Source organism: Mesorhizobium sp. C395A (assembly GCF_030323205.1).
Lineage (GTDB): Bacteria > Pseudomonadota > Alphaproteobacteria > Rhizobiales > Rhizobiaceae > Mesorhizobium.
The window spans coordinates 3,597,261-3,617,014 of record NZ_CP100473.1 but is presented as its reverse complement, the minus strand read 5'-3'; the positions used below and the strand labels follow the sequence as shown (position 1 = coordinate 3,617,014).

Below are 19,754 nucleotides of genomic sequence, written 5' to 3'. Positions count from 1 at the left end.
CGGCGACGTCCGATCTCCCCCCTTGCGGGGGAGATGCCTGGCAAGGCAGAGGGGGGTGCTGTCCCTCGGCCTAACAGCCAATTCACCGTTCATTCCCAACGGAAGCCATTAAGGTTGGCGATCCTTCACACCCCCCTCTGGCCTGCCGGCCATCTCCCCCGCAAGGGGGGAGATCGGCAGTTCCGGCGTTGCGGGCTCGGCGAAGCTGAGACGGAGAGGGGAGCGCCGTATGCGGTTGGCCGTAGGTCAGGGCAGAAGCGCACTTCCTGTCGACAACAGACCGACGAGATAACCCAGCGCAAACACCACCATCAGCGTAATGGCGATAGCGAAGCCGCGTCGGCCACCGAGCGAATGCACGCCGACGCCATAGGGCTTCCGCTCCAGTCTGCCGATCACCGGCTTCGCTTCGTCGTGGCCGACCACACGCATCTGCGGCAGTTCGGCGATGCGTTGCGAAATCAGCCGCCAGCGATCGCCGTCGCCCGAGGGCCGCCCCATGCGGTCGGAGACATGCATGCGCTCGGCCAGCCGCATCACCGTGTCGCGGAAGGCGGGATCGATCTCCAGGTCGCGCTCGGCACGCTCGCGGTCGCGATCGTTCATCAGGCCAAGCACATAATCGCCCGCCCGCGCAACGCGACCGCTTTCACCGGCCATCGGCTTCTCCTTGCTACCAGTGCGGCGGTTTGGTTATCGGCACGTCGGGGGCCGACTGTTCCTCCAGCGCCATGAAGCGCCCGGTCAGCGCATCGAGCTTGCGCTGCATGCGTTCGATCGCCGTCCACTGTTCGGCGATCTGGCCCGACAGTTCCTCGATGGTCTTTTCCTGTTCAGCGGCGCGGATTTCCAGCGTCGTCAGCCGGTCGACAGGCATGATCATTCGAAACTCCCTAGTCTTGGTGCACGCAGTTGCAGCATGATGATGCGACTGTTGACCCTTGCATATTAGTGAATGTGAAGGTCTGCGGCCACGTTCGAAATTGACAAGCGCACCGGGATTTGTCGAGAGTGGCCACTGCGCCGCCAATTGGCACGGGTGGGGCATCATGCTAGGCGTTTTGACCAAGCGATAAAAAAATAAGAGTGGGACAGGCTGCATGGCGCAAGCCGCAATCGAACTGATCGGCATCAACAAGAGTTTTGGCGCCGTTCGCGCCAATCGCGACATCAATCTGGAGATCGCACGCGGCACCATCCACGGCATCGTCGGCGAGAACGGCGCCGGCAAGTCGACGCTGATGTCGATCCTCTACGGCTTCTACCAGGCCGACAGCGGCGAGATCCGTGTCGGCGGCAAGGCGGCGTCGATCAAGACCTCCAACGACGCCATCGCGCTCGGCATCGGCATGGTGCACCAGCACTTCATGCTGGTCGACAATTTCACCGTGCTGGAAAACATCATCCTCGGCGCCGAAAGCGATGCGCTGTTGAAAAAGAGCATCGCCAAGGCGCGCTCCGAACTGGAGCGGCTCGAGCGCGAATACGGGCTGGAAGTCGATCCCGACGCCATCATCGAGGAATTGCCGGTCGGCCTGCAGCAGCGTGTCGAAATCCTGAAGGCGCTTTATCGCGGCGCCGAGATCCTGATTCTCGACGAGCCGACGGGCGTGTTGACGCCGGCCGAGGCCGACCATCTGTTTCGCATCCTCAGGCAATTGAAGGACCAGGGCAAAACGGTGGTGCTGATCACCCACAAGCTGCGCGAGATCATGGCCATCACCGACAATGTCTCGGTCATGCGCCAGGGCACGATGGTGGCGACGCGCGAGACCAGCAAGACGACAGTCGGCGAACTGGCCGAACTGATGGTCGGGCGGCGCGTGCTGCTGCGGGTCGAAAAGGGCGAGACGGAGGCCGGCGCGGTCAAGCTCGCGGTCAAGAACCTGACGGTGAAAGACCAGCGCGGCGTCACCATGGTCGACGACATCTCCTTCGATATCCGCGCCGGCGAGATCGTCGGCATTGCCGGTGTCGCCGGCAACGGCCAGTCCGAACTGCTCGAGGCGATTTCCGGCATCAGGCGCGCGGTTTCCGGCTCGGTGATGCTCGATGGCAAGCCGATCGACCTGACCGGGGCCGCCGATCCCGGCGAGTTGCGCGACCGTGGGCTCGCCCATGTGCCGGAGGACCGCCATCATGTCGGCCTGGTGCTGGCCTTCGAGGAGAACGAGAATTCGATCCTCGGCTACCATGACGACCCGCGCTACCTGAAAGGGCCGTTCCTCAACATCGACGCCATCATGGCTGATGCCAAGGACAAGATCGAGAAATATGACATCCGGCCCGGCAATCCGCGTTTGAAAACGGCGAATTTCTCCGGCGGCAACCAGCAGAAGATCGTGCTGGCGCGAGAAATGGAGCAGGACCCCGGTGTTCTGATCGTCGGCCAGCCGACACGCGGCGTCGATGTCGGCGCCATAGAATTCATCCACAAGCGGCTGATTGCCATGCGCGACCAGGGCAAGGCGGTGCTGGTGGTGTCGGTCGAGCTCGACGAGATCCGTTCGCTGTCCGACCGCATCCTGGTGATGTTTGCCGGGCGCATCGTCGGCGAACGTGGCCCCGAGGCGACCGAAGGCGAGCTTGGCCTGCTGATGGCAGGCGTCGATCGCCAGGAGGCGGCAGAGTGAGCACGCCTTACGCCAAGCTGCCGGCCTGGGCCGATTATGGGCTGATCCCGCTGATCAATCTGTCGGTGGCCTTCATCGTTGCCGGTTTCGTCGTCATGCTGGTCGGCGAAAACCCGTTTCGTGCCGCCGTCATCCTGGTCGAGGGCGCTTTCGGCAAGGGAACCGGCATTGCCTTCACGCTGTTCTATGCCACCACCTTCATCTTCACCGGCCTGTCGGTGGCGGTGGCCGCGCATTGCGGCCTGTTCAACATCGGGACCGAGGGCCAGGCCTATATTGCCGGCCTTGGCGTGGGCGTGGTCTGCCTCGCCTTCGACACTGTGCTGCCGTGGTGGCTGACCTTTCCGCTGGCGATCGTCGCCGGAGCCGCCGTCGGTGCGCTGTGGGCGCTGATCCCGGCCTATCTGCAGGCCAAGCGCGGGTCGCACATCGTCATCACCACCATCATGTTCAACTTCATCGCGGCCTCGATCATGGTCTATCTCCTGGTCGGGCCATTAAAGCCGGCGGCGTCGCAGGCGCCGCAGACGCGCAACTTCCTCGCTGGCGCCGAACTGCCCAAGCTCAACTGGATCATCGAACTGTTCGGCGCCAAGATACGCTCGGCGCCGTTCAACATCTGCTTCCTGCTGGCGCTGCTCATGGCATTCCTGGTCTGGCTGCTGATCTGGCGCACCAAGCTCGGCTACGAGATGCGCACCTACGGGCACAGCCCGAAAGCGGCGCGCTATGCCGGCATTTCGGAGACCCGCATCATCATTATAGCGATGATGATTTCGGGCGCGCTGGCCGGCATGATGACGCTGAACCCGGTGATGGGCGACCAGCACAATGTGGCGATCGATTTCGTCTCCGGCGCCGGCTTCGTCGGCATCGCCGTGGCGCTGATGGGCCGTCTGCATCCGGTCGGCATCGTGCTGGCGGCGATCCTGTTTGGCATGCTCTACCAGGGCGGTGCCGAACTTGCCTTCGAGATGCCGGCGATTTCCCGCGACATGATCGTCATCATCCAGGGTTTGGTCATCCTGTTTGCCGGTGCGCTGGAGCACATGTTCCGGCCCTACGTCCAGGCGCTGTTCGCCTCGTTCAGTCCAAGGTCGGTGGGCATCGAAGCGGTCAAAGGGAAGGGCGCCTGAGATGGACGTCTTCATCGCCATCGTGCAGATCCTGGACTCGACCATACGCCTGTCGGTGCCGTTGCTGCTCGCTTGCCTTGCCGGCCTCTATTCGGAACGCGCAGGCGTTTTCGACATCGGGCTGGAAGGCAAGATGCTGGTCGGCGCCTTTGCAGGTGCGGCCGCCGCTTCGGTCTTCCATTCGGCCTTCCTCGGTCTCGGCATGGCGATCCTGATGTCGGTCGCCTTTGCCCTGGTGCACGGCTTCGCCTCGATCACCCATCGCGGCAACCAGATCGTCTCCGGTGTGGCCATCAACTTCGTCGCCGCCGGCTCGACCATCATTCTGGGCCAAGCCTGGTTCCAGCAGGGCGGGCGAACGCCGGCGCTGCAGCCGGGCGAGCGCTTCGAGGCCATCACTCTGCCAGGTGCTGCCGCCATCCACGACGTGCCGATTATAGGGCCGATCTATTCCGAGCTTTTGTCCGGCCATTCGATCCTGGTCTATCTCGCTTTCGCCATGGTGCCGTTCACCTGGTGGGTGCTGTTTCGCACCCGCTTTGGCCTCAGGCTGCGCGCCGTCGGCGAGAACCCGGCCGCCGTCGACACCGCCGGCATCTCGGTCGCCTGGCTGCGCTACCGGGCGCTGATCTGCACCGGTATCCTCACCGGCATCGCCGGCGCCTACCTGTCGATGGTGCAGAATGGCGGCTTCGTGAAGGATATGACCGCCGGCAAGGGCTACATTGCGCTGGCGGCGCTGATCTTTGCCAAATGGCGACCGGTGAACGCCATGTTCGCCTGTCTTCTGTTCGGCTTCCTCGACGCGGCGGCGATCCGCCTGCAGGGTTCGCCATTGCCGTTGATCGGCAAGGTGCCGGTGCAGTTCATGCAGGCGCTGCCCTATGTGCTGACCGTGATCCTGCTTGCCGGCTTCATCGGCAAGGCGATCCCGCCGCGCGCCGGCGGCGTGCCTTATGTCAAGGAACGTTGATCCGGGCGCGCCCAGGAGCACTGTGTCGAACATGCGGCTGGTGCTCGAAAGGCGCCAGGAAAACGCAAAGCGCCGGGTTTTGACCACGATCGTCGGAGAGAACGTCTAGATGTCGCATGATCTGTTCGAAGCCGCGCAGGAGGCCATGGCCAAGGCCTACGCGCCCTATTCGAAGTTTCCGGTGGGTGCGGCGTTGCGCACCGAAGACGGCCGTGTCTTCACCGGCGCCAACATCGAGGTCGCGTCCTATCCGGAAGGCTGGTGCGCCGAGACCACGGCGCTCGGCCATTACATCATGGGCGGCGGCGGCAAGATCGTCGAGGTCGCCGTCATTGCCTCGCGCATGGCCAAATGCTCGCCCTGTGGCGGCTGCCGGCAAAGGCTGGCGGAATTCTGCCGGCCGGACACAAAGCTCTATCTTTGCGACAACACCGGCGTGGTCGAGACCGTGACCATGGGCGACATGCTGCCCTACGGGTTTCGTGGCGACATTTTGAAGTGAGAGTTGGCTGATATGAAGGAAGCTCTGGACCACCTCGTTGAAAGGCTGGACGGGTTGGCGCCGACAACGGCGATGGTGCTGGGGTCGGGCCTTGGCGGGCTTGTCGACCAGGTCGAAAATGCCGTGCGCATCTCTTATGCCGACCTGCCGGGTTTCCCCCGCAGCGGGGTGACTGGCCATGCCGGCGAGGTGGTCGCGGGGCTTTTCGCCGGCACGCCGGTGCTGATGCTGTCCGGCCGCGCCCATTATTACGAGCACGGCGTTGCTGCGGCGATGCGGCCGGCGCTGGAGGTGCTTGCCGGCATCGGCATCACCAAGCTGATCCTTACCAATGCCGCCGGCTCGGTCGATCCCGACATGCTGCCTGGATCGGTGATGCTGATCACCGATCACATCAATTTCTCCGGCTCCAACCCGCTGATCGGCGAGCCGAGCGACCGCCGCTTCGTCGGCCTGACCGAAGCCTATGATGCCGGCTTGCGCGCGGCGATCGAACGGGCGGCGAAGGCGACAGGGACGGCGCTGCACAAGGGCGTCTATATGTGGTTTTCCGGTCCGTGTTTCGAAACCCCTGCTGAAATCCGCATGGCCCGCGTCATGGGCGCCAATGCGGTAGGGATGTCGACCGTGCCGGAGGTCATTCTCGCCCGCTTCCTTGGGCTTCGCGTAGCCGCCTGTTCGGTGATCACCAATCTCGCCGCCGGGATGACCGGGGCGGAACTGTCGCACCAGGAGACCAAGGACATGGCGCCGATCGGCGGCGCACGGCTGGCGACGATCCTTGCGCATGTGTTCCAGGATGGGTTGCCGGAGCCGAAGGGCGCTGCCTGATGCTTCCGCAGGAAATCATCCGCCGCAAGCGCGACGGCCAGAAACTGTCCCCGCAGGAGATTTCGGCCTTCGTCGCGGGCGTAACTTCGGGCAGCGTCTCGGACGGCCAGGTCGGCGCCTTTGCCATGGCGGTGTTCTTCAACGGCATGAACCGCGACGAGGCGGTGGCGCTGACGCTCGCCATGCGCGATTCCGGCGATGTGCTCGACTGGTCGGACCTGCCGGGTCCGGTCACCGACAAACATTCGACCGGCGGCGTCGGCGACAATGTCTCGCTAATGCTGGCGCCGATCGTCGCCGCTTGCGGCGCCTATGTGCCGATGATCTCCGGCAGGGGCCTTGGGCATACCGGCGGCACGCTGGACAAAATGGATGCCATCCCAGGCTATATCAGCCAGCCGGATATCGCGCGCTTCCGCAAGACCGTGCTCGAGACCGGCTGTGCCATCATCGGCCAGACCGCCGATCTCGCGCCCGCCGACCGTCGCCTCTATGCGATCCGCGATGTGACCGGAACGGTGGAATCGGTGCCGCTGATCACTGCCTCTATCCTGTCGAAGAAACTGGCGGCCGGCCTGCAGTCGCTGGTGCTCGACGTCAAGGTCGGCAATGGCGCCTTCATGGAGAAGTCGCGCGACGCGACAGCACTTGCCAACAGCCTGGTCGAGATCGCCAACGGCGCCGGCCTGAAGGCCTCGGCGCTGGTCACCGGCATGAACGAGCCGCTGGCGTCGGCGGCCGGCAACGCGGTCGAGGTGCGCAACGCCGTCGATTTCCTCACCGGGAGGCTCCGCGACAAGCGACTGGAGGATGTGACGCTGGCGCTGGCCGCCGAGATGCTGCAATCGGCAGGGCTGGCGTCGTCCAATCAGGACGGTCTCAGGCGCGCGGCCGAGACGCTGGCCGGCGGCCGCGCGGCGGCCGCCTTCGCACGTATGGTCGCAGCCCTTGGCGGTCCCGCCGATTTCGTCGAGAAGCCGGAAAAATACCTGCCGAAAGCGGCGGTGGAGTTTGCGGTCAAGGCGGCAGGCAACGGCTTTGCCACCGGCATTGCCACCCGCGATATCGGCCTTGCCGTGGTCGGGCTCGGTGGCGGGCGTACGCGGCCGGACGACAGGATCGACCATGCGGTCGGCATCACCAGGCTGCTGCCGCTCGGCGCCGAGGTGCGGACCGGCGAGCCGCTGGCGCTCGTCCACGCCCGCACGCAAGCGGAGGCCGAAGCGGCCGCAGCCGCCGTGCTTTCGGCCTATACGATCGGGGCGTCGAAACCAGCCGCCGACAAGACTGTCATCCGGCGCGTGCTGCCGCGCGGGTAGCGGAAGGCGCTACTGCACCAGCAACAGTGTGCCGTTTTCGACCTGGTATTTTGCCAGCCGCTGCAAAAAGCTCATGCCGATCAGGTTGGTGCGCAGCGCCTTGTCGTCGAGGACCACGGCCTGGATGTTGTCGACGCTGATCTTGCCGATCTGCAGGCGGTCGATGTTGACCACAGCGGCCCTGATCGCGCCATTGGCGGTGTTGACCTGATGGCTGAAATCCGACGGGTTGAGCGAGATGCCGATGCGGCGCGCCGTCGAGGTGTTGATGGCGACCAAAGTGGCGCCGGTGTCGATCATGCCGTCGACCTGGCGGCCGTTGAGCTTGAAGGCGGAGGTGAAATGGCCGCGCTCGTCGGCCGCCACCAGGACCTTGCGACCGGTGGGCAGCGGTGCGGCCGGCTTGTCGGGAACCGAGGCGAGGCTCAGCTCGGGCTGCGGTTGCGGCTTGCCGGCGACGGTCGACTTCAACAGGTTGTCGAGAATCTGCGGGTTCGACTGATAGACGATCGGGATCGATGCCGACGTTCCGGCGAACACGCCCAGAATGAGAAGCTTGCGCAGCATGAATGGACCTTCGTGAAGGCCCATTTTTGCCCACGTATGGTGTGTGCCGCTTTAACGCCAACCCGAAACCGCGGCTTTGCGTAAACGGGCGGTAAACGACTGGATGCCAGCTGGCCTTGCCAGCCGCCGTCATTTGGTTCCGTACATGCGGTCGCCGGCATCGCCGAGGCCGGGCATGATGTAGCCCTTCTCGTTGAGCTGGCGGTCGATGGAAGCGGTAAAGACCGGGACATCCGGATGCGCCTTGGTGAAGCGCTCGATGCCTTCTGGCGCCGCCAGCAGGCAAAGGAAACGGATGTTGGTGGCTCCGCGCTCCTTCAGCTTGTCGATGGCCGCGATGGCCGAGTTCGCGGTCGCCAGCATCGGATCGACGACGATCACCAGCCGGTCGGCGAGATCGCTCGGCGCCTTGAAGAAATATTCCACCGCCTCCAGCGTTTCGTGATCGCGGTAGAGGCCGACATGCGCGACGCGGGCCGCCGGGACCAGGTCGAGCAGGCCTTCGAGCAGGCCATTGCCGGCGCGCAGCACCGAGGCGAAGACCAGCTTCTTGCCCTCCAGCGTCGGCGCTTCCATGGTTTCCATCGGCGTTTCGATGGTCGTCGTCGTCAGTTCGAGGTTGCGGGTGACCTCGTAGCCGAGCAGGAGCGAGATCTCGCGGAGCAGTCGCCGGAAGCCGGCGGTCGACGTCTCCTTCTTGCGCATGATGGTCAGCTTGTGCTGGACAAGCGGGTGGTCGACGACGGTGACGCCCTGCATGGGTTGCTCCAGTGAATGGTGAATAGTGAATAGTGAATAGTGAGCAGGTTTGCGAGTCCCGATGGATCGATCATTGCCGTTGACAGGCCGAACCGCCGGCAAACCAATCACCAATCACCAATCACCAATCACCAGTCACCTCTTCGCATCGAGCCGGGCAAGCAGCGCGCTTTTCGTCTTCCTGTCGACGAAAGCCGCTTCGATCGCCGTCCTGGTGACGGCGGTCAAAGCTTTTTCATTCATGGAGAAATGCTCGGCGGCGATGTCGTATTCGCGCTTCAGCGAGGTCCAGAAATAGGGTGGGTCGTCGGAGTTCAGCGTCACCTTGCAGCCGCCCGCCTGCAGGGCAGGCAAAGGGTGATCGGCGAAACTGTCGTAGACTTTGAGCGCGATGTTGGAGCCGGGGCAGCATTCGAGCACGATGCCCTCATCGGCGATGCGGCGCACCAGGTCGGGATTTTCGATGGCGCGCACGCCATGGCCGATGCGCGAGGGGCGGATGTGGTCGAGTGCGGCCTGCACCGTCTCCCACCCGGTCAACTCGCCGGCATGGATGGTGATGCCAAGGCCGGCTTCGCGGGCGATCTCGAAGGCCCTGACATAATCCTCCATCTCGCCCATGCGCTCGTCGCCGGCGACGCCGAAGCCGGTGACCAGCGGATTTCCGCAGCGCGCCGCAAAGCGCGCCGCCTGCTCGATCGACTCGACGCCGACATGGCGTACGCCGGTGACGATCATGCGGCCCTCGATGCCGGTCTTGGCTTTGGCGCGCAGCATGCCTTCGCCGAGCGCATCGGTATAGGCCTTGGGCGACAGGCCGGCCCTGACGGCATGGTCGGGCGAGGTGAAGACCTCGGAATAGATGGCGCCGTCGCGGGCAAGGCTGGTCAGATAGTGGTCGGCGAGGCGGGCATAATCCTCCTCGGTGCGGAACAGGTCGGCGGAAAAATCATAAGCCGCCAGGAACGAGGTGAAATCATGCCAGACGAAGGAGCCGTTCTGGATATAAAGCGAGGTGTCCTTGCCGTATTTCTGCGCCTGACGGATGACGAGTTCGGGCGCCGCTGCCCCCTCGATGTGGCAGTGCAGTTCTGCTTTCAAAGGCATGCAGTTATCCCGTCTCATCAGTCCAGGCCGTAAAGCCCACCACCTGGAAGCGCGGCCGAACACCGCGCCTTAAACAATAGCGCCCGCACCATCGATCGGCTATGGTCCCGCCGGTTTTATGACGGATCAAAATAATGTCAGTTGAGAGAACCACGGCCGCGGGCGGCATGGAAACCTCCTATGGTTTCAAGAAGGTAGGGCCAGGCGACAAGCAGCCTCTGGTCAACGATGTTTTCCACAAGGTGGCGAACCGCTACGACCTGATGAACGACCTGATGTCGGCCGGGCTGCACCGGCTGTGGAAGGATGCCATGGTGACATGGCTCAATCCGCCGAAACGTCCGGGCTGGAAAGTGCTTGACGTGGCGGGCGGCACCGGCGACATCGCCTTCCGCATTGTAGACGCCAGCCAAGGCAACGCGCATGCCACGGTGCTCGACATCAACGGCTCGATGCTCAGCGTCGGCCGTGACCGCGCGGAGAAAAAGGGCCTGTCCGGCAACACCGATTTCGTCGAGGCCAATGCCGAGGAACTGCCTTTCACCGATAGCACCTTTGACGCCTACACCATCGCATTCGGCATCCGCAACGTGCCGCGCATCGATGTCGCGCTGACGGAAGCCTTTCGCGTGCTGAAGCCCGGCGGACGGTTCCTGTGCCTGGAGTTTTCCGAGGTCGAGATGCCGCTGCTGGACAAGGTCTACGAAGCCTGGTCGTTCAACGCCATTCCGCAGATCGGCAAGATGGTGACGGGCGAGGGCGAACCCTATTCCTACCTGGTCGAATCGATCCGCAAATTTCCCAATCAGCAGAACTTTGCTGCAATGATCACCCGCGCGGGCTTCGAGCGCGTGTCGTTCCGCAACTATTCCGGCGGCATTGCCGCCCTGCATTCGGGCTGGAAGCTTTGAGGCACCACAGTTTGCAGCAGCAGGGTAGGCGATGAGCAGCGTCGGCGCCGCCTTTCGGCTCGCGCGGGCCGGCTGGGTGCTGGTCCGCGAGGGCGTGATCGCAGCACTGCCGGGCGACGAACTCGGCGGCCTGCCGAAATTCGGCTGGCGCATGGCCCGGCTCTTCACCCGCCGCCGCGCACTCGCTTATGAGCGCAGCGACCGGCTGGCCAAGGCGGTGGTCCGGCTCGGACCCTCCTACGTCAAGCTCGGCCAGTTCCTGGCGACGCGGCCTGATGTCGTCGGCAACGACATGGCGCTCGACCTCGCCATGCTGCAGGACAAGATGCACACTTTTTCGCAGGCGGAAGCGGTGGCGGCGATCGAGGGCTCGCTCGGGCGCAAGATCGGCGAACTCTATACGCAGTTCGGCGGGCCGGTCGCGGCGGCCTCCATCGCCCAGGTCCATCCCGCGCAGGCCATGCATGACGGTGTCGATACCAAGGTGGCGGTGAAGGTGATCCGGCCTGGCGTGCGCCGCCGCTTCTTCCAGGATCTCGAAAGCTATTTCCTCGCCGCCCGGCTGCAGGAGAAATACATCCCGTCGTCGCGCCGGCTGCGGCCGGTCGAGGTGACCGAGACGCTGGCGCAGACCACCAAGATCGAGATGGATCTTCGCCTCGAGGCGGCCGCACTTTCGGAACTGGGCGAAAACACCAAGGACGATCCGGGCTTCCGCGTGCCGTCGGTCGACTGGGAGCGCACCGGGCGCGATGTGCTGACCATGGAATGGGTCGACGGCGTCAAGATGAACGACATCGCCGGGCTCGCTGCGGCGGGGCACGATCTGAAGGCGATCGCCACCAACCTGATCCAGTCGTTCCTGCGTCACACGCTGCGGGACGGCTTCTTCCATGCCGACATGCATCCAGGCAATCTGTTCGTCGAGGCCAATGGCAATATCGTCGCCGTCGATCTCGGCATTGCCGGACGGCTCGGCAAGAAGGAGCGCCGGTTCCTCGCCGAAATCCTCTACGGCTTCATCACGCGCGACTATCTGCGCGTCGCCGAGGTGCATTTCGAGGCCGGCTACGTGCCGCGCCAGCACAATGTCGCGGCTTTCGCGCAGGCCATTCGCGCCATCGGCGAGCCGATCCATGGCCAGCCGGCTGAAACCATCTCGATGGCGAAGCTTCTCACGCTGCTGTTCGAGGTCACCGAACTGTTCGATATGGCCACGCGGTCGGAACTGATCCTGTTGCAGAAGACCATGGTGGTGGTCGAAGGCGTCGCACGCACGCTCGACCCGGCCTTCAACATGTGGAAGACGGCCGAGCCGGTGGTCGGCCAGTGGATCGCCGGCAATCTCGGGCCGAGCGGCCTGCTGATGGACGCGCGCGACGGCGCCAAGGCGCTGCTGGCGCTGGCCCGCCAGGCGCCCGATCTTGCCGCCCGCACCGAGCGGCTGTCACGCGAGATCGATTTTATGGCGGAGCACGGCCTCCGCTTCGACGAAGCGACATCGCGCGCCATCGGTAAGGCCGAAGCGCGCTACACCCGCTCGGGCCGGCTGGCGCTATGGGTGATCGCGCTGACGCTGGTGTATATCGCGTGGAAGCTGCTCTGATCGCTTGCATCGCTAGCAACTGTGTGCTAGCGTTGCAGTCGCGCTATTGATGTCGCGGAGCAAGTCATGGGCACCATTACTGTCCGCAATCTAGCTGACGACGTGAAGCAGAAATTGCGTGAGCGCGCTGCGGCGCGCGGGGTGTCGATGGAGGAAGAGGCGCGTGATGCGCTTGCCAAAAGCGTGCTGTCGGCGGAAGCCGGCATGCCCGAGAGCGAAACCCTCTATGCAACAATCCGCCGCCTGGTTGAGCCTCATGGAGGTTTTGACAACGATCTGTCCCAGCGAGGTCAATCCACAAAAACGCACAACACCCTCGACGGCAAGCGCATCCTGCTGATCATCGGCGGCGGCATCGCCGCCTACAAGGCGCTGGACCTGATCCGCCGGCTGCGCGAGCGCGGTGCGGCGGTGCGCGTCGTGATGACATCGGCGGCGCAGGAGTTCGTCACCACGCTTTCGGTCGGCGCGCTTTCGGCCGACCATGTCTTCACCGAACTCTTCGACCGCAGTGACGAGCACGATGTTGGCCATATCCGCCTGTCGCGCGAGGCCGACCTCTTGGTGGTGGCGCCGGCCACCGCCGACCTGATGGCCAAGCTCGCCAACGGCCATGCCAACGATCTGGCCTCGACGGTGCTGCTCGCCACCGACAAGAAGGTGCTGATGGCGCCGGCGATGAACCCGAAAATGTGGTCGCATGCCGCGACGCGCCGCAACCGGGCGACGCTCGCCAAGGACGGCATCGCCTTTGTCGGCCCGGCCAGGGGCGAGATGGCCGAGAGCAATGAGGTGGGCGAAGGCCGCATGGCCGAGCCGCTGGACATCGTGGCAGTGATCGAGGCACTGCTCGACAGCAGGCCGAAGCCGCTGGCCGGCCGCAGGATCATCGTCACCTCGGGGCCGACGCATGAGCCGATCGACCCGGTGCGCTACATCGCCAACCGCTCTTCGGGCAAGCAGGGCCATGCGATTGCGGCAGCGCTGGCAAGACTGGGCGCGGATGTACGCCTGGTCTCCGGTCCGGTTGGCATTGCCGATCCGGCCGGCGTTGTGACGACGCATGTGGAGACCGCGGCCGAGATGAAAGCGGCCGTCGAACAGTTGTTGCCGGCGGACGCCGCGGTCTTCGTAGCTGCCGTCGCCGACTGGCGCACCGCTGGCACGGCCGGCGAGAAGATCAAGAAGGTGGCGGGCCAGGGCCCACCGGCGCTGCAAATGGTCGAAAACCCCGACATTCTCGCCAGCGTCGGTCATCACGGGCAACGCCCGGGGCTGGTTGTCGGCTTCGCCGCCGAGACGCAGGACCTGATTGCCAATGCCGAGGCCAAGCTGAAGAAGAAGGGCGCCGATTTCATTGTCGCCAACGATGTCTCGCATGAAAGCGGCGTCGTCCCCACTGGCGTCATGGGCGGCGACCGCAACAAGGTGCGCATCGTCTCGAAGGACGGCGTCGAGGAATGGCCTGAGATGGGCAAGGACGAGGTGGCGGCGCGGCTCGCCGCGCTCATCGCCGAGCGTTTGCAAGCCTGAGCGGCCGCCGGTTCCGCAATCGGGCAGGCCATGGTCTTGCAGGCAGCCTTGTGGCCGAGGGCATTTGACGCCGACAGCGCCGGCGGAATGCTGTCGCCAAATTCTCGATCCGCCGTGCCCTCAGCCTGTCGCCAATTGCGGCCGGCGTGCCGCCAAAGCCATCTTCAACGCCGCCAGGCAACCGACAATGCCAAGTGGCACGAAGGCCAGGTACAGCCAGCCGGCGACGTGCGCTGCTGCCTCGCGGTTCAGCCCGTCCGAAAAGCCGCTGGCATTGGCGATGATGCCGGCCATGGCGGCGCCCACGGCGTAGCCGATGCGCTGCATGGTCGGCACGGCGGCCGAGGCGATCGTCTGCTCGCCGTCGCGGGCCGAGGCAACGATGATGCGGGTCAGGAAGGGCCATGACACGCCGAAGCCACCGCCTTGCAACAAAGCGCAGAGCAGGATCACCGGGATCGAGCCGGCGGGGATGGCATAGGCGAAACCGGCGAGGCCGGCTGCAATCATCAGCGCGCCGATGACGAGGATCTGCCGTTCGCGCTGCAGCGGCGCATTGGCGACGGCGATCGACAGGATTGACCAGGCGATCGATTCGGCGGCGATGATGTAGCCTGTGGTCAGGATCGGGATGCCGTGCAGCGTGGTAAGCAGAAGCGGCCCGTAGATGGAAAAAGAGACTGTCGCCACCGAGAAGGCGGCAACCATGCTCATGCCGCTGCCGACCGGCGAGCGCCATGAGAACAGGCCCGACGGGAACAGTCGCGATTGCGGCTTCATGGCGTCGACGAAAACGAACAGCGCCAGGCCGGCGAGGCCGAGGACCAGCAGCAGCGACGATCGAAGCAAGGCGACGTCGACGCCTGCGGTGGCGATCAGCACGACGGCGATGGCGAGGCAGCCAAGTGCTGCAAAGGGGAAGGGCGGCGAGGTGCCGGCGGCGGCTTGCGGCTTCGTCGCTTCCGGCGTGTTCAGGACGATGAAGCTTGCCGATGCCATGGCGATGCCACCCAGCACGAAGACGCCGAAGGCCCAGCGCCAGGACAGGAGTTCGACCATGATCGCGCCGAGCATCGGGCCGCTGAAGGCGGCGACGCCCCAGATCGCCGACATGATGCCGAACAGCTGTGGCCAGATGCTGCGGTTAAACAGCCGCTCGACCGAGACGAAGGCCAGCGACACCAGCGCACCGCCGCCGAGACCCTCGACCAGACGGCCGCCAAGAAACACCGGCATGGACGGCGCGGTGGCGCAGATCAGTGCGCCCACGGCATAGAGCAGGGCGGCGACCGTGACGTTGGAGCGTAGAGCGACATAGCTGACCAGCCGCCCGGCCGCTGCGCCGGCGACAATGGCGCCGAGCTCGTAGACGGCCAGCGACCAGCCGACGAACTGCACACCGGCGAGGTCCCCGACCATGGCCGGCATGACCGTCGCCACCATCGTCTCGTTGGTGGCGTGCAGCAGGATGCCGAGGCTGATGAAGCAGAAGCGCGCGAGGTCGCCGCTTGCCCACAATGCCCGCCAGTCGACCTTGTTGCTGGTGATTTCAGTCATTCTTTTACCCTGCCTTTGCATATCTCGATGCCGGCGCATGGCGCCAGAAGCCAGTCGCGCTTTCCGGCGGGGCCATGCGCGCTGTTTCAGTCAGGCGAGTTGTAAAACCTCAAGCGCAGTTGAGCTCAAGTGGCTTTTTATCGAAGTGCAAACGGTCGAGATTGGCCGGAAGCCTCTCCGCTTGATGCGCCGGTCAGTTCTCAATGCTGCGCAGCTGAAACTGGCTGACGCCGATCGCAATGTTGATACCGGTCTGCGTCTGCAGGCTGAGCGGCTGCAGGGTGAAGGCCTGCGAGGAGCCGCCGACCAGGAGATTGGCGCCGGCGCCGACCGCCGCGGTCACTTCGGCGCTGGCGCCGATATAGTCGCCGGCCAACGCGCCGGGCGCATAGATGTTCCTCAGCGGCGTCAGCACCAGCCATTGCATGACGGTCTGCTTGGTGGTGCCGATGTCGAGCCCGTATTTGTTGACGGCGCCGAAATAGGCTTCCGGCGAAAAGCTCTTGTCGGCCGGCGTGAAGGTGCAGCTCAGATCCTTGCTGGAGCCGAAGATGAAGCCGGTGCCGCCGCCGATGGCGCAATCGAGCACACCGAGTTCGATACCCTGGCCTTGCGCTTGGGCCTGGGCGGTACAGATGATGGTGATAGCGGCGGCGATGGCTGGTTTCAGCACGGCGGATCCCCCAAAAAGCATACGGCGCGGAACAGTAACCTGTTCCGCGCCGCGCGTAGAGGGATCAGTCGATCCTTATTTGCCGATGCTTATTTGAACGAGTGGATCAGTTCCAGGGAGGTCACGGCGACCGCTACATTGACGCCGGTCTGCGCCTGGACGCTGAGCGGCTCCAGCACAAAGGCGCCGTCGAGCCCGCCGACCAGCAGATTGGCGCCGCCGCCGGTCACCACGCTCGCCTCGGCGTTGACGCCGTAATAATGGCCGGCAAGGTCGCCCTCGTCATGGCCGCGGGTGGCGGCCAGAACCGCCCACACCAGCTGGCCCTGATGCGTCTGGCCGAGATCGACGCCGAGCTTGGAGATCATCCCCGTGTATTTCTCGGACGGCCCATGGTGATAAGGGCGGAACGTGCAGTCGACGCCCTTGTTCGACGTGATGACGTAACCGACGCCGCCGTCGATGGTGCAATCGAGCGTGCCGAGCTGAAGCTTGCCGGCGCTGGCGGGAACGGCAAGCAGCGTCGTGGCAAGTGCCGCGGCACAGATGATTTTCTTGATCATGGGTCAGTCCTTTCGAAAATGCCTTCAACAACGGTTGAATGGCCCGGAGCGTTCCGCTGAAAACTTGGCGCGATCAAGGCAAGGGTTAACGCTTTGCCCCCGGTGGTTAAGATTGGGTGATAGTGGGGTTTTCTGGATACGCAATCCCTAGGGGACGGGCTCTGCGCTTTCCCGGGGAGAAACCGCTCACGCGGCGCACTGCATCAGGAATGGAACGTTGTTATAAAAGGCCGCCGATGGCGGCGCGCGGCCGCATCTCAGCCGGCGGTGGCGCCCGATGTGCGCGACAGGCCGTCCTTGGCCGGCTGGTAGGTCGGGTCGAGATGGACGGCTTCGCGGTAGGCCTTCGAGGCCTTGACCTTGTCGCCGCGGCGCTCGTAGATCAGCGCCTGGTTGGACCAGGCTTCGGCGTTCTTGCCGTCGAGTTTGATGGCCATGTTGAAGTCGGAGAAGGCGTTGTCCTCGTCATTCATGGCGAGATAGGAGAGGCCGCGGCCGTTGTAGGGTTCGGCGGCGTCCGGCGCCAGCGAGATGGCGGTCGAGAAATCCTCGATGGCAAACTTGTGCTGGCCCTGGCTCTGATAGATCAGGCCGCGATTGTGGTACGCGCGCGCATCCGTAGTATCAAGCTGGATCGCCTTCTGGAAATCGTTGAAGGCCTGCTGGGTCTGGCCGGCCTTGCGATAGAGGTTGCCGCGGCCGATATAGGCGGCGTCATAATTTGCATTGATCTGGATCGAGCGGTTGTAGTCGGCAAGGGCGGCCGCCTGGTTGCCGAGGAAGCGCTGGATCAGCGCCCGGTTCGAATAGGCCTGGTAGAAATTCGGGTTGAGCTGGATGGCGGTGTCGAAATCCTTCAGCGCCGCCTGATACTGGCCGCCACGGCCATAGGCCGAGCCGCGCACATTGTAGCCTTCCGGATCCTGCGGATTGCGCTGGATCACCGCCGACAGCGAGGAGATGTTCTCGCTCGAGCCTTGCGCCTTGTCGATGTTGTTGAATTCGCCGGTCGGAACGCTCTGGCAACCGGCCAGCACCAGGCCGGACATCAGGGCTGCCGCCAGGGCCAAACCGCGCATTGTGGTTTTGCGCTCTACGCCGATTGCGTTCATGTCTGCCCTGTCCTCACTTCAGCCGCGCCGTCCAGGTCCCCCTCCGGGCCGGGTCACAGATTGTCGTAACAAAATCTAGAACGCCGTTTGCGCGTTCAAGGGAACGGCCTCCAACAGAATGGCGGCGCTCCAAACAAAAAGGTGGCGGCGATTCCGCATCGCGCCACCTCAGAGTATCCTTCGAAAAGGACGAAAAATTGGCGTCAGAACCGCGGCGGACGCGGAGCACCACCAGGACCACCGGCGGCGCCGGCAGCAACCGGGCGCGGCGTCATCGGCAGCAGGCCTTCGCGCTGGGCGCGCTTGCGGGCCAGCTTGCGGGCGCGGCGAACGGCTTCGGCCTTTTCACGGGCGCGCTTCTCGGAAGGCTTCTCGTAATGGCCGCGCATCTTCATTTCGCGGAAAATGCCTTCGCGCTGCATCTTCTTCTTGAGAGCGCGAAGCGCCTGATCAACGTTATTGTCGCGGACGAGTACCTGCACGGGCAATCCTGTCTTTCGGGTTTGATATCAACAGGCAAGTGACCATAGCCACATGCCTCCGCGGCGCTTTACACCACGAATTGTGGCGGCTGATAGCAGAATCAGGCCGCGCTGTCCACACTGGAAATGAAGGACAACCGCCAATTTGCCACGGCAGCCCCGAGATAGGGCGCCAACTAGGCGTTGGCCAGATGGAGCCGTGCGAAATCCTCGAAGAATTCGCCGTAATCGCAGGTAATTTCCTCGCCGGCTGATATATCTCGAGTGGCGGTGGCGCCGCCATATTGCGAAAAATCCGTGTTCGGCCGCTCGGCGTGGTTCATGAAGCGGCCATTATCGACTTCATAGACCATGAAGCCGGGACGGTCGGGGCTCGGATAGGCATAGCGGTCGAGCAATTCCTTGAGGTGCGGCGGCGCCGCCTCGTATTTGTCCATCGGGATCAGCCGGTCGAAATCCGGATCGAGCCGCCAGATCGAGGCGCCCTTCCTGATCGGCTCGGCGGCGAACACGCCGACGCCTTCGATTGCGCTCTGGGCGACATAGGTCCTGATCAGCAGCATGTCCGTCCTCCTCACCCGAAACCGAATCGCCAAATCGCGTGGAAAAAGCAAGTCCGGTTTCGGGTTCTATGGCTGGATCGGCGCGGGCGATGACCCGCGAAATGCTTCACGTCCGGGTGATCGAGACGCCGCCATCGGCAAACAGCGCCGATCCTGTGGTGAAGCTCGACGCATCCGATGCCAGGAAGAGCGCAGCGCGGGCGATCTCTTCAGGCACAGCGACACGTTTCAAGGCATGCAGGTTTTCCACGAAAGCGCGTGATTCCGGCGTCTTGAATGTTGCCGACGGCGTGTCGGTGCCACCCGGCATCAGCGCGTTGACCCGCACGCCCCTGGGGCCGTATTCGGCGGCCAGCACCTGCGTCAGGCCGATCAGTCCGGCCTTGCTCGCGGCATAGCTGGTCATGCCCGGCATGCCGACTGTGTGACCGACGAAGGTCGAGGTGAAGATCAGCGATCCGCCGCCGCGTTCGACCATCGCCGGCACCTGGTATTTCGCGCCGAGAAAGGCGCTGGTCAGATTGGCGTCGAGCGTCTCGCGCCATCCGTCCAGCGACAGTTCCGAAATCGGACCCATCGTTCCGACGGAGCCGACATTGTTGAAGGCGATATCGAGCCCGCCGAATTTTTCGACGGCGAGATCGACGAGGGCTTTTGCATAGGCTTCGTCGCGGACATCGCCGGCAAGCGCGACTGCCGTGCCGTCGGCGTCCTCGATTTCGACGACCAGCGCATCGAGTTCGGCCTGGCGGCGGGCGGCGATGACGACCCTGGCGCCTTCTTCGGCAAAGAGTTTTGCGGTGGCGCGGCCGATGCCGGAACTGGCGCCGGTGACGATCGCTATTTTATTGGTGAGTGCGAACATTTTTTACATCCTTTCATCGCGCCGGCTGTGCCGGCAACCGGGATGTTGATCGCAGTTCGGGA

The 19,754-nt window shown here is 64.1% G+C and carries 21 protein-coding genes; 9 read left to right on the top strand and 12 right to left on the bottom strand.

Annotated elements, in window-relative coordinates:
* Positions 1–246: 246 nt before the first annotated feature.
* Complete coding sequence (locus NLY37_RS17675) at positions 247–660, bottom strand: hypothetical protein (RefSeq protein ID WP_023740919.1); 414 nt, start codon at positions 658–660, stop codon at positions 247–249.
* A gap of 13 nt (positions 661–673) precedes the next feature.
* On the bottom strand, positions 674–880 hold the full coding sequence (locus NLY37_RS17670) for a SlyX family protein (protein WP_196813821.1): 207 nt from the start codon (positions 878–880) through the stop codon (positions 674–676).
* A 220-nt stretch (positions 881–1,100) separates the two neighbouring features.
* On the opposite strand from NLY37_RS17670, the gene NLY37_RS17665 reads away from it, so the two are divergent.
* The 6 genes from NLY37_RS17665 to deoA all read left to right on the top strand — a co-directional run bounded on the left by NLY37_RS17665 (position 1,101) and on the right by deoA (position 7,394).
* On the top strand, positions 1,101–2,633 hold the full coding sequence (locus NLY37_RS17665) for an ABC transporter ATP-binding protein (protein WP_023740920.1): 1,533 nt from the start codon (positions 1,101–1,103) through the stop codon (positions 2,631–2,633).
* Positions 2,630–3,769, top strand: a complete 1,140-nt coding sequence (locus NLY37_RS17660; protein ID WP_023686470.1) for an ABC transporter permease — start codon at positions 2,630–2,632, stop codon at positions 3,767–3,769. Before NLY37_RS17665 ends, NLY37_RS17660 begins: the two co-directional genes overlap by 4 nt.
* Position 3,770: 1 nt before the next feature.
* Positions 3,771–4,742 (top strand): ABC transporter permease, encoded by a 972-nt coding sequence (locus NLY37_RS17655; RefSeq protein WP_023740921.1) that lies wholly within the window; start codon positions 3,771–3,773, stop codon positions 4,740–4,742.
* A gap of 109 nt (positions 4,743–4,851) precedes the next feature.
* Complete coding sequence (cdd, locus tag NLY37_RS17650) at positions 4,852–5,244, top strand: cytidine deaminase (protein ID WP_023714063.1); 393 nt, start codon at positions 4,852–4,854, stop codon at positions 5,242–5,244.
* A 12-nt stretch (positions 5,245–5,256) separates the two neighbouring features.
* Complete coding sequence (locus NLY37_RS17645) at positions 5,257–6,075, top strand: purine-nucleoside phosphorylase (protein ID WP_023686468.1); 819 nt, start codon at positions 5,257–5,259, stop codon at positions 6,073–6,075.
* The gene (gene deoA, locus NLY37_RS17640) at positions 6,075–7,394 is read left to right on the top strand and encodes a thymidine phosphorylase (RefSeq protein WP_023740922.1); all 1,320 of its coding nucleotides are present in this window, start codon (positions 6,075–6,077) and stop codon (positions 7,392–7,394) included. Before NLY37_RS17645 ends, deoA begins: the two co-directional genes overlap by 1 nt.
* A gap of 9 nt (positions 7,395–7,403) precedes the next feature.
* Here the strand turns inward: deoA and NLY37_RS17635 are convergent, their stop codons facing one another.
* From NLY37_RS17635 to NLY37_RS17625, 3 genes are all read right to left on the bottom strand, one after another.
* Positions 7,404–7,961 carry a TIGR02281 family clan AA aspartic protease gene (locus tag NLY37_RS17635; protein ID WP_023740923.1) on the bottom strand — a complete coding sequence of 186 codons (558 nt, stop codon included), beginning with the start codon at positions 7,959–7,961 and terminating at the stop codon, positions 7,404–7,406.
* 129 nt (positions 7,962–8,090) lie between these two features.
* Positions 8,091–8,720 carry a uracil phosphoribosyltransferase gene (upp, locus tag NLY37_RS17630; protein WP_023671129.1) on the bottom strand — a complete coding sequence of 210 codons (630 nt, stop codon included), beginning with the start codon at positions 8,718–8,720 and terminating at the stop codon, positions 8,091–8,093.
* A 135-nt stretch (positions 8,721–8,855) separates the two neighbouring features.
* Positions 8,856–9,827, bottom strand: a complete 972-nt coding sequence (locus tag NLY37_RS17625; RefSeq protein WP_023740924.1) for an adenosine deaminase — start codon at positions 9,825–9,827, stop codon at positions 8,856–8,858.
* A gap of 134 nt (positions 9,828–9,961) precedes the next feature.
* Between NLY37_RS17625 and ubiE the strand changes: the two genes are divergently transcribed.
* The 3 genes from ubiE to coaBC all read left to right on the top strand — a co-directional run bounded on the left by ubiE (position 9,962) and on the right by coaBC (position 13,877).
* Positions 9,962–10,738 carry a bifunctional demethylmenaquinone methyltransferase/2-methoxy-6-polyprenyl-1,4-benzoquinol methylase UbiE gene (gene ubiE, locus NLY37_RS17620; RefSeq protein WP_023740925.1) on the top strand — a complete coding sequence of 259 codons (777 nt, stop codon included), beginning with the start codon at positions 9,962–9,964 and terminating at the stop codon, positions 10,736–10,738.
* Between the two features lie 31 nt (positions 10,739–10,769).
* Entirely contained in the window at positions 10,770–12,344 is a 1,575-nt protein-coding gene (gene ubiB / locus NLY37_RS17615) for a 2-polyprenylphenol 6-hydroxylase (protein WP_023671132.1), read from the top strand.
* A gap of 66 nt (positions 12,345–12,410) precedes the next feature.
* Entirely contained in the window at positions 12,411–13,877 is a 1,467-nt protein-coding gene (gene coaBC, locus NLY37_RS17610) for a bifunctional phosphopantothenoylcysteine decarboxylase/phosphopantothenate--cysteine ligase CoaBC (RefSeq protein WP_023740926.1), read from the top strand.
* Positions 13,878–13,997: 120 nt separating this feature from the next.
* Here the strand turns inward: coaBC and NLY37_RS17605 are convergent, their stop codons facing one another.
* The 7 genes from NLY37_RS17605 to NLY37_RS17575 form a co-directional block, all read right to left on the bottom strand.
* Positions 13,998–15,434, bottom strand: a complete 1,437-nt coding sequence (locus NLY37_RS17605; RefSeq protein WP_023740927.1) for an MFS transporter — start codon at positions 15,432–15,434, stop codon at positions 13,998–14,000.
* 193 nt (positions 15,435–15,627) lie between these two features.
* Positions 15,628–16,107 carry a DUF992 domain-containing protein gene (locus tag NLY37_RS17600; protein ID WP_023671135.1) on the bottom strand — a complete coding sequence of 160 codons (480 nt, stop codon included), beginning with the start codon at positions 16,105–16,107 and terminating at the stop codon, positions 15,628–15,630.
* An 89-nt stretch (positions 16,108–16,196) separates the two neighbouring features.
* Positions 16,197–16,670, bottom strand: a complete 474-nt coding sequence (locus NLY37_RS17595; RefSeq protein ID WP_023671136.1) for a DUF992 domain-containing protein — start codon at positions 16,668–16,670, stop codon at positions 16,197–16,199.
* Between the two features lie 257 nt (positions 16,671–16,927).
* On the bottom strand, positions 16,928–17,782 hold the full coding sequence (locus NLY37_RS17590) for a tetratricopeptide repeat protein (RefSeq protein ID WP_023686462.1): 855 nt from the start codon (positions 17,780–17,782) through the stop codon (positions 16,928–16,930).
* Between the two features lie 203 nt (positions 17,783–17,985).
* Complete coding sequence (gene rpsU, locus NLY37_RS17585) at positions 17,986–18,264, bottom strand: 30S ribosomal protein S21 (RefSeq protein ID WP_023671138.1); 279 nt, start codon at positions 18,262–18,264, stop codon at positions 17,986–17,988.
* 176 nt (positions 18,265–18,440) lie between these two features.
* Entirely contained in the window at positions 18,441–18,827 is a 387-nt protein-coding gene (locus tag NLY37_RS17580) for an SET domain-containing protein (protein ID WP_023740928.1), read from the bottom strand.
* Positions 18,828–18,933: 106 nt separating this feature from the next.
* The gene (locus NLY37_RS17575) at positions 18,934–19,692 is read right to left on the bottom strand and encodes an SDR family oxidoreductase (protein ID WP_023671140.1); all 759 of its coding nucleotides are present in this window, start codon (positions 19,690–19,692) and stop codon (positions 18,934–18,936) included.
* Positions 19,693–19,754 lie beyond the last annotated feature (62 nt).

Excerpts from the sequence above, each read along its gene's own strand:
- NLY37_RS17675 (WP_023740919.1), bottom strand. The coding sequence starts at position 660 with ATGGCCGGTGAAAGCGGTCGCGTTGCGCGGGCGGGCGATTATGTGCTT.
- NLY37_RS17665 (WP_023740920.1), top strand. The coding sequence starts at position 1,101 with ATGGCGCAAGCCGCAATCGAACTGATCGGCATCAACAAGAGTTTTGGC.
- NLY37_RS17655 (WP_023740921.1), top strand. The coding sequence starts at position 3,771 with ATGGACGTCTTCATCGCCATCGTGCAGATCCTGGACTCGACCATACGC.
- cdd (WP_023714063.1), top strand. The coding sequence starts at position 4,852 with ATGTCGCATGATCTGTTCGAAGCCGCGCAGGAGGCCATGGCCAAGGCC.
- NLY37_RS17645 (WP_023686468.1), top strand. The coding sequence starts at position 5,257 with ATGAAGGAAGCTCTGGACCACCTCGTTGAAAGGCTGGACGGGTTGGCG.
- deoA (WP_023740922.1), top strand. The coding sequence starts at position 6,075 with ATGCTTCCGCAGGAAATCATCCGCCGCAAGCGCGACGGCCAGAAACTG.
- NLY37_RS17635 (WP_023740923.1), bottom strand. The coding sequence starts at position 7,961 with ATGCTGCGCAAGCTTCTCATTCTGGGCGTGTTCGCCGGAACGTCGGCA.
- upp (WP_023671129.1), bottom strand. The coding sequence starts at position 8,720 with ATGCAGGGCGTCACCGTCGTCGACCACCCGCTTGTCCAGCACAAGCTG.
- NLY37_RS17625 (WP_023740924.1), bottom strand. The coding sequence starts at position 9,827 with ATGCCTTTGAAAGCAGAACTGCACTGCCACATCGAGGGGGCAGCGGCG.
- ubiE (WP_023740925.1), top strand. The coding sequence starts at position 9,962 with ATGTCAGTTGAGAGAACCACGGCCGCGGGCGGCATGGAAACCTCCTAT.
- ubiB (WP_023671132.1), top strand. The coding sequence starts at position 10,770 with ATGAGCAGCGTCGGCGCCGCCTTTCGGCTCGCGCGGGCCGGCTGGGTG.
- coaBC (WP_023740926.1), top strand. The coding sequence starts at position 12,411 with ATGGGCACCATTACTGTCCGCAATCTAGCTGACGACGTGAAGCAGAAA.
- NLY37_RS17605 (WP_023740927.1), bottom strand. The coding sequence starts at position 15,434 with ATGACTGAAATCACCAGCAACAAGGTCGACTGGCGGGCATTGTGGGCA.
- NLY37_RS17595 (WP_023671136.1), bottom strand. The coding sequence starts at position 16,670 with ATGATCAAGAAAATCATCTGTGCCGCGGCACTTGCCACGACGCTGCTT.
- NLY37_RS17590 (WP_023686462.1), bottom strand. The coding sequence starts at position 17,782 with ATGAACGCAATCGGCGTAGAGCGCAAAACCACAATGCGCGGTTTGGCC.
- NLY37_RS17580 (WP_023740928.1), bottom strand. The coding sequence starts at position 18,827 with ATGCTGCTGATCAGGACCTATGTCGCCCAGAGCGCAATCGAAGGCGTC.
- NLY37_RS17575 (WP_023671140.1), bottom strand. The coding sequence starts at position 19,692 with ATGTTCGCACTCACCAATAAAATAGCGATCGTCACCGGCGCCAGTTCC.